Below are 12,802 nucleotides of genomic sequence, written 5' to 3'. Positions count from 1 at the left end.
CCGCACGTCAGGTCCGTCAGCCCGGCACGCCCGCTGCGGCCGGTCGCCCGGCCCGTCGGGCCGGCACCTCCCGCAGCCGGTGCCGCCCGCCCGGGCGACGGGCCGGGACCGGCCCGAAACCGGGGAGAGCGGACCCGGGTCAGCGGACGTCGTAGCCGAGGACGGGGCTGCCGTCGGCCCGGAGCAGTTCCAGCCGGGCCAGCTCGGCACCGGTGAACCGGGTCGTCCCGGTGAACCGGACCTCGTCGCCGGGCGCGGCCACCCACGACCCGACCTGCTCGGACGCGCCGTCCGGGCCGTACGCCACCAGCCGGAACACGTACGCCTTGTGGTAGTCGGGGCGCGGGTCGTAGCCGCACCGCATCCGGACCTCGGTGCCCCACTCGGTGCCGGTCAGCCCGATCTCGGCGCGTACCGGTGCGGTCCCGGCGACCGGCCGCATGGCGACCATGCGTACCCCGTCGTCCTCGCCGGCCGGCCACAGGGCGGCCGTCCCGAACCCGACGACCAGGGTGAACACGGCGGCGGTCAGCGCGGTCACCGCGTACCGCCAGCGGGCGCGGACCCGGGCGGCGCGCCGGGACCGGTCGGCGGCGGCCAGCAGGGCCGGCACCCGGGAATGCTCCGGCGGCGGCATGAGCTGGTCCAGGTCGGCCGGGTCGAGCCGACCCAGCAGCCCCGGCAGCACGGCGATCTCGGCGACCGCGTCCCGGCACGCCGGGCAGCCGGCCAGGTGCCGCTCGTACGCCGCCCGCTCGGCCGGGGCGAGGGCGCCGAGCACGTACGCGCCGTCGTCGTACGCGAACTCGCAGCCCGTCATCTCGTCACCCCCATCTCGGCCAGCACCAACCGTAGTGACCGCAGCGCGTAGTGGGTGCGGGACTTGACCGTGCCCGGCGGCACCCCCAGCCGGGCCGCCACCTCGGCCACCGACCGGCCCTGGTAGAAGCACTCCACCAGCACCTCCCGGTGGGTCGGGCTGAGTCGGGCCAGCGCCTCGGCGACCGTCCACGCCTCCACCGCCCGCTCGGTCTCGTCGACCGTCTCCACCGGCTCCGGCAGCTCGTCGGTGACGATCTCGCCGACCCGGGTGGACCGTCGCCGCCAGGCGTCGATGGCGAGGTTGCGGGCGGTGGTGAACAGCCAGGCCCGCACCGAGCCGCGTTCCGGGTCCAGCGCCCCGGGGTTGCGCCAGGCCCGCAGCAGGGTCTCCTGCACCAGGTCCTCGGCGCGCTGCCGGTCCCCGTCGACCAGCCGCAGGGCGTGCGCGTAGAGCGCGTCGGCGTGCTCGTCGTGCAGCGCCCGCAACAGGTGGGCATCCTGGTCGCCGATGGCGGTCTCCTCGCTCGTCGCCGCAGCGGAGGGTACGGACGGTACGCCGGAACATACGTGCCACCAACCGGATCGGTTCACTGACCTGGAGGTGTTCACGTCCGGTTCACGTCGAGGCCGACCCACGATCAACCGGCCCTCCTAGCGTCCGGCAGGTACGCGCGCCCGACGTGTCCCGGCGCGCACCCACCCCTCCAGGAGGCAACTCCCCATGAGCGACCGACGCCGGCTGCTTCCCCTGCTGGGCGCCAACCGCCACGGCAGCCGCGACTCGATGACCTGTCTCTACCGCTGCGGCAACGCCTGTGACCACCCGGTGCCCAACACCTCCGACAACCCGTACCTCGGTGACCTGGTCGACGCGGAGGTCTCCCGGCGCGGGGTCGTCCGGGCCGGCGCGATCGGCGCGCTGGTGCTGGGCGTCGGTGGCTCGCTGGCCGGGGCCGGCCCGGCCACCGCCGCGCCCGCCGGAGCTGCCGCCCCGGCGCTGCCCGAGGTGGAGAACTTCGCCGCCGGCCAGCGGGCCGGCAACGGCGCGCTGACCTTCAAGGCGGTACCGCCGAACAAGCTGGACAGCTTCATCGTGCCGAACGGCTACGACCACGCGGTGGTGATCCGCTGGGGCGACGAGGTGGTGCCCGGCGCGCCCGAGCTGGACGTGCACCGGCAGACCGGGGCCCGCCAGTCGAAGCAGTTCGGCTACAACAACGACTTCGTCGGCGTGCTGCCGCTGGACAGGAAGGGCAAGCGGGCGCTGCTCGTGGTCAACCACGAGTACACCAACGAGGAGCTGATGTTCCCCGGCTTCACCAGCCACGACGCGCTCAGCGTCGAGCAGGTGAAGGCCGCCATCGCCGCGCACGGCCTCTCCGTGGTCGAGCTGGAGCGGGTCGGCGACACCGGCGAGTACCGGGTGGTCGGCAAGGGCGCCCGCCGGTACAACCGGCGGATCACCGCGCTGGCGACGAAGTTCGAGCTGACCGGCCCGGCGGCCGGCTCGTCGTGGCTGCGGACCGCCGCCGACCCGAACGGCCGTACCGTGATCGGCACGCTGAACAACTGCGCCGGCGGCGTCACCCCGTGGGGCACCGTGCTCTCCGGTGAGGAGAACTTCAACCAGTACTTCGTCGGCGGCGACGCCGCCCCGGCCGACCTCAAGCCGAAGCTGGCCCGGTACGGCATCGACACCACCAACCGGTACCCGTCGGGCAGCCGCAAGTGGGAGCGGGCCGACGAGCGGTTCGACCTGGCCAAGCACCCCAACGAGGCGCACCGGCACGGCTGGATCGTCGAGGTCGACCCGTTCGACCCGGAGGGCCGCCCGCGCAAGCACACCGCGCTGGGCCGGTTCAAGCACGAGGGCGCGAACGTCATCGTGGCGCGCAGCGGCCACGTGGTCGCGTACATGGGTGACGACGAGCGGTTCGACTACCTGTACAAGTTCGTCTCCGACAAGAAGTACATGAAGGGCAACTCCTGGGTGGCCCGCCAGCACAACCTGAGCCTGCTGGAGTCCGGCACGCTGTACGTGGCGAAGCTGGAGTACACCAGCGCCGCCGAGATCGACGGCTCCGGCAAGCTGCCCACCGACGGGGCGTTCGACGGCCGGGGCCGGTGGATCAGGCTGGTCAGCGGCAACCGTTCCTACGTCGACGGGATGACCGCCGCCGAGGTGCTCACCTTCACCCGGCAGGCCGGCGACAAGGTGGGGGCGACCAAGATGGACCGCCCGGAGGACGTCGAGCCGAGCCTGCGCACCGGCAAGGTGTACGTGGCGCTGACCAACAACTCCAACCGGGGTACCGGCAGCAACCCGAAGGCGGACGAGGCCAACCCGCGTACCGCCAACCGGCACGGGCACATCCTGGAGCTGGTCGAGGACCGGTCGGACAACACCGCCGAGACGTTCGCCTGGTCGCTGCCGATCGTCTGCGGCGACCCGGCCGACCCGTCGACCTACTTCTCCGGGTACGACAAGACGAAGGTCTCCCCGATCTCCTGCCCGGACAACGTGGCCTTCGACAGCGCCGGCAACCTGTGGATCTCCACCGACGGCAATGCGCTGGGCAGCAACGACGGCCTCTTCGCCACGCCGGTCGAGGGGCCGGAGAAGGGGCACCTGAAGCAGTTCCTCACCGTGCCGCTCGGCGCGGAGACCTGCGGCCCGTTCATCACCGGCGACGACCGCTCGGTCTTCGTGGCCGTGCAGCACCCCGGTGAGATCGGCGGTGCCTCGATCGACAACCCGGCCTCGAACTGGCCGGACGGCGACTTCGCCAAGCCGGGCGTGGTCGTCACCTGGCGGCTGGACGGCGGCCACATCGGCGCCTGAGGTACGCCGGAGGGGCACCCTGCGCGCGCAGGGTGCCCCTCCTGTGGTCCGGATAGGGACGGCGGGGTCAGTGTTCGGCGGCGATGCCGTCGGCGACGTTGCGGGCCACCGCGAGCAGCTTGGCGCGGACCACCCGGGCGGAGGTCATCATCTCGCTGGCCGGCAGGGCGCAGGCCAGCACCACCCGCCGCTCGAGGTCCTTGTCCGGCGCGACGAGCACCGCCGCGCAGGCCACCCCCTGGCGGAACTGGCCCAGCTCCATCTGCATGCCCCGACGGTCCCCGGCGGCCAGGTCGGTCTCGAACGCCTCGGCCGTGGTGAGGGTGGCTCCGGTGAACGGACGCATGCCGTACTCCCGCAGGTAGCGGAAGCGCTGTTCGGCGGTGAGCGTGGCCAGCAGCGCCTTGCCGAGGGCCGTCGCGTGGGCGGCCTCGTCGAACCCGGGCACCAGGTCCTCCAGGTACGGCGAGCGGCCCCCCTCGGCGACCGCGGTGATCGCCACCTGGCCGCCGACGAACCGGCCCAGGAAGTGGCTGTAGCCGCTGTCCACGGCGGCCCGCCGCAGCGTCTCGCCGACCACCGCCGGCCCCCGGAACGCGGTGACGAGTTCCCGGTACCGGTCGGCGATCTCCAGCCCGACGATGTACGTGCCGTCCTCGCGCCGGATCACGTAGCCCTCGTAGGCCAGCGTCCGGACGAGATGGTAGGTGGTGGCCACCGTCAGCTCGCAGCGTCGGGCGATCTGCTTGACGGTCAGGCCCTTCGGAGCTCGACCGACCGCCTCGAGGACCCGTAGCGCGCGGGACACGCTGCGGATGAGATCGGAAGGTTCCGCCAAGGGGTCGCGCACAACCACCTCCGCCGCCGGGGATCTACACCATATGAAAAACAGGCGTGGTGTGGAATGCCTGCCCGATCGAGGATGCCAGATATCCGTCGACTGTGTGTGTACCGACAGACACCGTGGGTTGATCAGCTTGTGATCTGCGCCCGATTCCCGCCGGTTGTAACCGCCGCTCGGTAGGTTCGCGGACGATGACCGAGACCGATACCACCCCCACCGTCCGGCCCTCGTCGACCCGTCCGGTACGGATCGGCTTCGGCGCGGTCACCACCACCGTCGCCTGCGTCCTGCCGGTGTTCCTGGTCGGCGGCCTGGCCGTGCAGATGGGCGACGAGCTGGGCTTCTCGCCGAGCGGGCTGGGGGTGGCCGTGGCGGTCTACTTCGGCGTCAGCGCGCTCGCCTCGGTGCCCTGCGGGAAGCTGGTGGAACGGTACGGCCCCACCCGGGTCGCCCGGACCGGGATCGGCCTGGCCGCCGCCAGCCTGCTCGCCGTCGCCGCCCTCGCCCGCTCGTACCCGGTGCTGCTCGCCCTGCTGGCGGTCAGCGCCACGGCGAACGCCCTCGGCCAGTTGGCCAGCAACACCGCCCTGGCCCGCCACGTGCCCGCCCACCGGCAGGGCCTGTCGTTCGGCGTCAAGCAGGCCGCCGTACCGGTCGCCACCCTGCTGGCCGGGGCGGCCGTCCCGGCCGTCGCGCTGACCGCCGGCTGGCGGTGGGCGTTCGTGATCGCGGCGGTCGCGGCGGTCGCCGCCCTGTTCGCCGTACCCCGGGAGCCGGCCGGACCGGTCCGCCGACCCGGCGGCGGCGGTCGGGGCCGGCCCGCTGCGGCCCTCGTGCTGATCGGGGTGGCCGCGACGCTGGCCGCCGCCGCCGCGAACGCGCTCGGCACCTTCCTGGTCGACTCGGCCGCCGGCCGGGGGCTGGCACCCGGGCTGGCCGGGCTGACCCTGACCCTGGGCAGTGTGGCCTGCGTGCTGGCCCGGGTGGGGTTCGGCTGGCTCGCCGACCGGCGGACCGGCGGCCACCTGACGGGGATCGCCGGCATGCTGGTGGTGGGCGCGCTGGGGCTGGCGCTGCTCGCGGTGGCCGGCACCGGGCCGTTGGTCGTCGGGGTGCTGCTCGGCTTCGGCCTGGGCTGGGCCTGGCCCGGCGTGATGAACTTCGCCGTGGTGCAGCTGCACCCGCAGAGCCCGGCCGCCGCCACCTCGATCACGCAGACCGGCGTGTACGCGGGCGGCTGCCTCGGCCCGCTCACCCTCGGCCCGCTGGCCGCTCAGCTCGGCTACCCCGCCATGTGGCTCACGGCGGCGCTGGCGATGCTGCTCGCCGCCACCCTGATGCTGACCGCCACCCGGAACCTCCCCCGGCCGGCCACCACCACCGCGACGGTGCCCGGCTGATCAGGGTCACGACCACCACGCCACCCGGCTGACCCGGGACCGGGGCCCGGCCGGCGTCGGCGGGGCCGGTCAGTCCGTCCGCTCAGCTCGTGCGGTCAGTCCGTGCGGGTCAGCTCGTGCGGTCGACCCGTCCCGTCAGCTCGTCCGGTCGGCGACGAAGTCGCAGAGCGACTCCAGGGCCCGCCGGGCCGGCCCTTCCGGGAGCGGGGCGAGCTGCTCGCGGGCGTCCTCGGCGTAGCTGCGCACCGTCTCCCGGGCCCGCTTCAGCGCCGGGGACTCGCGGAGCAGGCCGAGCGCCTCGGCGTGCAGCTCGTCGTCGGTGAGCGGACCGGTGGCCAGGATCTCCCGCAGCCGCACCGAGGCGGCGTCCGCGTCGTCCGAGGCGAGCGCGTACAGCACCGGCAGGGTGGGGACCCCCTCCCGCAGGTCGGTGCCCGGGGTCTTGCCCGACTGCACCGACTCGGAGGAGATGTCCAGCAGGTCGTCGGAGAGCTGGAACGCCAACCCGATGGTCTCGCCGTACCCGGCGAGGGCCTCGGTGTGCGCGGCCGGCGCACCACCGAACATGCCGCCGAACCGGGCCGAGGTGGCGATCAGCGAGCCGGTCTTCTCGGCGATCACGTGCAGGTAGTGCTGGACCGGGTCGTCACCGGCGCGCGGGCCGACCGTCTCGGCGATCTGGCCGTGCACCAGCCGGGCGAAGGTCCGCGCCTGGAGCCGGACCGCCTCGGTTCCCAGGTCGGCCGCGATGTCGGCGGCGCGGGCGAACAGGTAGTCGCCGACCAGGATGGCCACCGAGTTGGTCCACCGGGAGTTGGCGCTGGGCGCGCCCCGGCGCACGGCGGCCTCGTCCATCACGTCGTCGTGGTAGAGCGTCGCCAGGTGGGTGAGTTCCATCACCACCGCCGCCGGGACGACCTGCGCGCCGGTCGGATCGCCGAACTGGGCGCCCAACGCCACCAGCAGCGGGCGGAACCGCTTCCCACCGGCCTCCACCAGGTGCCGGGCCGCCTCGGTGACGAGCGGGTCCGCGCTCGCCACGCTCGACCTCAGCTCGGTCTCGACCGTCTCGAGCAGCCCGAGCACGGACGCCTCGATCCGGGAGTCGGCGAGGTAGAGCCCGAGCGAGTCGAACTGACCCACGCTCGGCCGGCTCCGGCGACTGCCGGAGCCGGTGGCACCTGTTCGCTGGCCAGCCGCTGTCTCCACGCTCTCAACCATGCCACACCCACTCGACCCCGTCCGGTCGGGGCAGGCCCGCCCGCCGCCACCCGCGTTGATCATGAAGTTACTGCCCGCGACACGCCGATGCGGACGACAACAACTTCATGGTCAACAGGGCGAAGCGGGTTGGGGGGTGGGGGGCAGGGGGTGGGGGGGGTGGGGGTGCAACGGGGGCAGCCGCCGTACCCGGGTGAACGGGTACGGCGGCTGCGGCCGGAACGGAACGGCCGGGTCGGTCACCGAATGAACTGGGCGGCTCCGTCGGCCAGGTCCAACAGCGGGGCCGGGGCCACGCCCAGGATCAGCGTGGCGGCCACACCGATCATCAGCGCGGCGGCGGTCAGCCCGCCGGGCACGGTGACGGTCGGGGTGGCGTCACCCGGCTCGGAGAGCCACATCATCACCACGACCCGCAGGTACGGGAAGGCCAGCACCATGCTCGTCAGCACACCGGCGACCACCAGCCACGCCTGGCCGCCGTCCAGGGCCGGACCGAAGACCGCGACCTTGCTCATGAAGCCGCTGGTCAGCGGGATACCCGCGAAGGCCAGCAGGATGAAGGTGAACAGCGCGGCGTAGAACGGCGACCGCCGGCCCAACCCGGCCCAGCGGGACAGGTGGGTGGCCTCGCCGTCGGCGTCCCGGACCAGGGTGACCACCGCGAACGCGGCCAGCACCGAGAAGCCGTACGCGACCAGGTAGAACATCGTGCCGGAGAGGCCCTCGCTGCCCGGGGCGAGCACCCCGACCAGCAGGTAGCCGGCGTTCGCGATGGACGAGTACGCCAGCAGCCGCTTGATGTCGGTCTGGGTGACCGCCAGCACCGCGCCGACCAGCATGGTGAGCACCGCCACCGCGCCCAGCACCGGGGTGAAGTCCCAGGCCGCCCCGCCGAACGCCACGTGGAAGATCCGCAGCAGCGCGCCGAACGCGGCGACCTTGGTGCAGGCGGCCATGAACCCGGTGATCGGGGTGGGCGCGCCCTGGTAGACGTCCGGCGTCCAGACGTGGAACGGGGCCGCCGCGGCCTTGAACAGCAGACCGATGGAGATCAGCGCGATACCGGCGAAGAGCAGCACCCGGCTGGAGGTCGACTCGGTCACCGCGGCGGCGATGGTGTTCATGTCCACCCCGGCCTCGCGGTTCGGGATGCCCGAGGTGAACCCGTAGACCAGCGCCACACCGAACAGGAAGAACGCCGAGGCGTACGCGCCGAGCAGAAAGTACTTCATCGCGGCTTCCTGGCTCAGCAGCCGCCGGCGACGGGCCAGCGCGCAGAGCAGGTAGAGCGGCAACGAGAACACCTCGAGGGCGATGAACATGGTCAGCAGGTCATTCGCCGCCACGAAGATCAGCATGCCGGCGATGGCGAAGCTGGTCAGCGGGTAGATCTCGGTGGTGCCGTTCTGCCCCTCGGCCTGCCGCCGGTCGTCGGCCGACTCGGCGGTGACCGCGGCCTGGGCCACGAACGCGCCGCCCCGCTCCACGGTCCGCTCGCCGATCATCAGCAGCGCCACCGCCGCGAGGATCAGGATGCCGCCCTGGAGGAAGAGCGTCGGCCCGTCCACCGCGATCGCCCCGCCGATGGTGATGCCGCGCCGGTCGTCGGCGAAGACCACCGCCACGAACGCGCCGACCACCGCGGCCAGCGCCAGCACCAGCTGGGTCGAGTGGCGGCCCCGGCGCGGCACGAACGCCTCGACCAGGACGCCGAACAGGGCGGCGCCCAGCATGATCAGAATCGGCAGGAGCGCCAGATAGTTGATCGACGGCAACTGGAGCTGCTCGGTCACTTTGCTGCCTCCTGGACGCTACCGACCGTCGGGGCGGGGTCGGTCTTGCCGACGTCCTGCATGGTCGCCTGGACGGCGGGGTTGATGACATCGGTGAGCGGCTTCGGATAGAAGCCGAGCAGCACGATCAGCGCGATCAGCGGGGCGACCACGACCTTCTCGCGCAGGTTCAGGTCCCGCTTCATGCCCTCGACCTCGGTCAGGGCCGGGTTCAGCGTCCCCTGCGTGGTGCGCTGCACCATCCACAGCACGTACGCGGCGGCCAGGATGATGCCCAGGGTGGCGATCACCGCGACCGGCTTGTTCACCGTGAACGTGCCGATCAGCACCAGGAACTCGGAGATGAACGGCGCGGTGCCGGGCAGCGCCAGCGAGGCCAGACCGGCGAAGAACAGCACCCCGGCCAGCACCGGGACCAGCTTGCCCGCGCCGCCGAAGTCGCTGATCAGGGCCGAGCCGCGCCGGGCGATCAGCATGCCCACCACCAGGAAGAGCAGGCCGGTGGCGAGCCCGTGGTTGACCATGTAGAGCACCGCGCCGGTGCCGGCCTGGGTGGTGAAGGCGAAGATGCCCACCCCGATGAAGCCGAAGTGCGCGATCGAGGTGTACGACACCAGCCGCTTCAGGTCGTTCTGCCCGACCGCCAGCAGCGCGGCGTAGATGATGCCGATCACGCCCAGCGCCAGCGCCCACGGCGCGAACCACTTCGACGCCTCCGGGAACATCGGCAGGCAGTACCGCAGGATGCCGAACGTGCCGACCTTGTCCATCACGCCGACCAGCAGCGCGGCGGAACCGGCCGGGGCCGCCCCACCGGCGTCCGGCAGCCAGGTGTGGAACGGGAAGAACGGTGCCTTGATCGCGAAGGCGACGAAGAAGCCGAGGAACAGCCAGCGCTCGGTGCCGGTGGAGATGTCCGCCTGCACCAGGGTCTGCCAGTCGAAGGTCTTCCCGCCGACCACCCACAGGCCGATCACCGCGGCCAGCATGAACAGACCGCCGACCAGCGAGTACAGGAAGAACTTCACCGCCGCGTACTGCCGCTGGTGGCCGCCGTAGCTGCCGATGATGAAGTACATCGGCACCAGCATGACCTCGAAGAACACGTAGAACAGGAAGACGTCGGCGGCGGCGAAGACGCCGATCATCGTGCTCTCGAGGACCAGCAGCAGCGCGAAGTAGACCGGCACGGACCGCTTGGACTGCTCGGCGTCGTGCCAGGAGGCCAGGATCACCAGCGGCACCAGCACCCCGATCAGCATCAGCATGACCAGGGCGATGCCGTCGGCGGCGAAGGTGAACCGGGCGTCCCACTGCGGGATCCAGGTGTAGGACTCGCGGAACTGGAACCGCTCGCCGCCGGCCTTGAAGGTGATCCACATGACCACGGTCAGCGCCAGCACCGCCAGCGACCAGACGAACGCGACCTGCTTGGCGAACTCCGGCCGGCTGCGCGGCAGGAGAGCCACGATCAGCGCGCCGACCAGCGGCGCGACGGTCAGCACCGAGAGGAAGGGGAAGTCGGACATTATGCGGCCTTACCTCCGTCGTGACTGCGCGGTCCGCCGGCAGTGGCGGCCAGGAAGAGGTCGATCACGCCAACCACCCCGCCTGTACGGCCAGGAACGCGGCGACCACCAGCAGCGCGCCGGTCAGGATCGACGTCGCGTACGACCGGACGAAGCCGGTCTGGAGCCGCCGGAGCCGACCCGAACCACCGCCGACCCCGGCGGCGAGCCCGTTGACCAGGCCGTCGACGCCCCGGTTGTCGAGGTAGACGAGCGCCCGGGTGAGGAAGATGCCGGGCTTCTCGAAGACCGCCTCGTTGAAGGCGTCGGTGTAGAGGTTGCGCCGGGCGGCGGTGACCAGCACCCCGGCCGGCTGCGGCGTGGTGGCGGTGCCGTTGCGGAACAGCGTCCAGGCCAGCCCGACACCCAGCGCCGTGACCAGCAGCGACAGGATGGTGATGACGGTGTGCGACAGGACCGCCTCGTGCTCCTCGGCCTCGCCGCCCAGCCCGGCGGTGGCGGTCAGCCAGTCCGGTACCGAGGTGGCGAGCAGGAAACCGGCGCCGACCGAACCGATCGCCAGCAGGATCAGCGGGATGGTCATCAGGGCCGGCGACTCGTGCGGGTGGTCGATGTCCTCGGTCCACCGCTTCGGCCCGTGGAAGGTGAGCACGAACAGCCGGGTCATGTAGAACGCGGTCAGCCCGGCACCGAGCAGCGCGGCACCACCGAACAGCCAGGCCGTCCAGTCGTCGCGCTCGAACGCGGCCACGATGATCGGCTCCTTGGAGAAGAAGCCGGAGAACGGGAACATGCCGATGATGGCGAGCCAGCCCATCATGAAGGTGATCCAGGTGATCTTCATGTGCTTGGCCAGGCCACCGAAGCGGCGGATGTCCACCTGGTCCTTCATGCCGTGCATGACCGAACCGGCCCCGAGGAACATATTGGCCTTGAAGAAGCCGTGCGCCAGCAGGTGCACGATGGCCAGCGCGTACGCCGCGCCGCCCAGCCCGACACCGAGGAACATGTAGCCGATCTGGCTCACCGTCGACCAGGCCAGTACCCGCTTGATGTCGTCCTTGGCCGCGCCGATGATGCAGCCCAGCAGCAGGGTGAGCGCACCGACGCTGACCACCACGAGCTGGAGCGTCTCGTTGGCGGAGAACACCGGGTTGGACCGGGCGATCAGGTAGACGCCGGCGGTGACCATGGTGGCCGCGTGGATGAGCGCCGACACCGGGGTCGGGCCCTCCATCGCGTCCGGGAGCCACGCCTGGAGCGGGAACTGGCCGGACTTGCCGGTCGCGCCGAGCAGCAGCAGCAGACCCAGCGCGAGCACGGTGCCGCCGGCCAGGCCGCTGACCCCGTTGAAGACCTCGTCGTACTGGGTGGTGCCGAGAGTGGCGAACATGATGAAGATGCCGATGGCCAGGCCGGCGTCGCCGACCCGGTTCATCAGGAACGCCTTCTTGCCGGCGGTCGCCGCGCTCGGCCGGTCGGTCCAGAAGCTGATCAGCAGGTACGACGCCAGACCGACGCCCTCCCAGCCGAAGTACAGCATCACGTAGTTGTTGCCGAGCACCAGCAGCAGCATGGCCGCGACGAACAGGTTGAAGTACGCGAAGAAGCGCCGCCGGCCGGCGTCGTGCGCCATGTACTCCACCGCGTACAGGTGGATCAGGAAGCCCACCCCGGTGATCAGCAGGACGAAGACCGCGGCCAGCGGGTCGAACAGCAGGCCGAAGTCCACCCGGAGGTCACCGACGGTGATGAAGTCCCAGAGGCTCAGCTCGACGGATTTGTTCTCCAGGCCGCGCAGCTGGAAGAAGTAGCTGAGACCCAGCACGAACGCGGCCCCGATCGCGGCCACCCCGAGCCAGTGCCCCCAGCGGTCGGCCCGCCGCCCGAGCAGCAGCAGGATCGCCGCGCTGACCAGCGGGATCGCCACCAGCAGCCAGACGCTGCCGAGGAGACCCGTGGCCTCTGCGTAACGCACAGTCTCTTCCACTGCGTCGGCCCCTTAGTACTTGAGCAGGTTGGCGTCGTCGACGCTCGCCGAGCGCCGAGTCCGGAAGATCGACATGATGATCGCGAGCCCGACCACGACCTCGGCGGCGGCCACCACCATCACGAAGAAGGACATGATCTGGCCGTTCAGGTCGCCGTTGATCCGGCTGAACGTGACCAGGGTCAGGTTGGCCGCGTTGAGCATCAGCTCGACGCACATGAACAGCACGATCGCGTTGCGCCGGATGAGCACCCCGACCGCGCCGATGGTGAACAGCACCGCGGCCAGGATCAGGTAGTAGTCGGGGGTCATCCCTGAGCCCACCCTTCGTTCGCGACTGCGGGGCTCCGCTCTGCTG

General features: G+C 71.6%; 10 protein-coding genes. 2 read left to right on the top strand and 8 right to left on the bottom strand.

Going from position 1 to position 12,802, the window contains the following annotated elements; translation table 11 throughout:
* Positions 1-139: 139 nt before the first annotated feature.
* Both PVK37_RS08085 and PVK37_RS08080 read right to left on the bottom strand, forming a co-directional pair.
* Positions 140-820, bottom strand: a complete 681-nt coding sequence (locus tag PVK37_RS08085) for an anti-sigma factor family protein (RefSeq protein WP_275033155.1) — start codon at positions 818-820, stop codon at positions 140-142.
* A complete protein-coding gene (locus PVK37_RS08080) occupies positions 817-1,311 on the bottom strand; it encodes a sigma-70 family RNA polymerase sigma factor (protein WP_275035018.1) in 495 nt (164 codons plus the stop codon). The genes PVK37_RS08085 and PVK37_RS08080 overlap by 4 nt, the downstream gene beginning before the upstream one ends.
* Before the next feature lie 232 nt (positions 1,312-1,543).
* On the opposite strand from PVK37_RS08080, the gene PVK37_RS08075 reads away from it, so the two are divergent.
* Positions 1,544-3,664: a PhoX family protein gene (locus tag PVK37_RS08075; RefSeq protein ID WP_275033154.1), complete on the top strand. Its 2,121-nt coding sequence runs from the start codon at positions 1,544-1,546 to the stop codon at positions 3,662-3,664.
* A gap of 67 nt (positions 3,665-3,731) precedes the next feature.
* On the opposite strand, the gene PVK37_RS08070 is transcribed toward PVK37_RS08075, so the two are convergent.
* A complete protein-coding gene (locus PVK37_RS08070; RefSeq protein ID WP_275033153.1) occupies positions 3,732-4,514 on the bottom strand; it encodes an IclR family transcriptional regulator in 783 nt (260 codons plus the stop codon).
* A 185-nt stretch (positions 4,515-4,699) separates the two neighbouring features.
* On the opposite strand from PVK37_RS08070, the gene PVK37_RS08065 reads away from it, so the two are divergent.
* On the top strand, positions 4,700-5,908 hold the full coding sequence (locus PVK37_RS08065; RefSeq protein ID WP_275033152.1) for an MFS transporter: 1,209 nt from the start codon (positions 4,700-4,702) through the stop codon (positions 5,906-5,908).
* A 135-nt stretch (positions 5,909-6,043) separates the two neighbouring features.
* Here the strand turns inward: PVK37_RS08065 and PVK37_RS08060 are convergent, their stop codons facing one another.
* The 5 genes from PVK37_RS08060 to nuoK form a co-directional block, all read right to left on the bottom strand.
* Positions 6,044-7,129 (bottom strand): polyprenyl synthetase family protein, encoded by a 1,086-nt coding sequence (locus PVK37_RS08060; protein WP_275033151.1) that lies wholly within the window; start codon positions 7,127-7,129, stop codon positions 6,044-6,046.
* A 239-nt stretch (positions 7,130-7,368) separates the two neighbouring features.
* Positions 7,369-8,925 (bottom strand): NADH-quinone oxidoreductase subunit NuoN, encoded by a 1,557-nt coding sequence (nuoN, locus tag PVK37_RS08055; protein ID WP_275033150.1) that lies wholly within the window; start codon positions 8,923-8,925, stop codon positions 7,369-7,371.
* Positions 8,922-10,454: an NADH-quinone oxidoreductase subunit M gene (locus tag PVK37_RS08050; protein ID WP_275033149.1), complete on the bottom strand. Its 1,533-nt coding sequence runs from the start codon at positions 10,452-10,454 to the stop codon at positions 8,922-8,924. The genes nuoN and PVK37_RS08050 overlap by 4 nt, the downstream gene beginning before the upstream one ends.
* Positions 10,455-10,518: 64 nt before the next feature.
* Complete coding sequence (nuoL, locus tag PVK37_RS08045; protein ID WP_275033148.1) at positions 10,519-12,444, bottom strand: NADH-quinone oxidoreductase subunit L; 1,926 nt, start codon at positions 12,442-12,444, stop codon at positions 10,519-10,521.
* Between the two features lie 12 nt (positions 12,445-12,456).
* Positions 12,457-12,756 (bottom strand): NADH-quinone oxidoreductase subunit NuoK, encoded by a 300-nt coding sequence (gene nuoK, locus PVK37_RS08040; protein WP_275033147.1) that lies wholly within the window; start codon positions 12,754-12,756, stop codon positions 12,457-12,459.
* Between the last annotated feature and the right edge of the window lie 46 nt (positions 12,757-12,802).

Origin of the sequence: Micromonospora cathayae, from assembly GCF_028993575.1 — a bacterium.
GTDB classification, from domain to species: Bacteria; Actinomycetota; Actinomycetes; order Mycobacteriales; family Micromonosporaceae; genus Micromonospora; species Micromonospora cathayae.
Note: the sequence above shows the minus strand (reverse complement) of the source record. Positions and strands in the feature narration are given on the sequence as shown.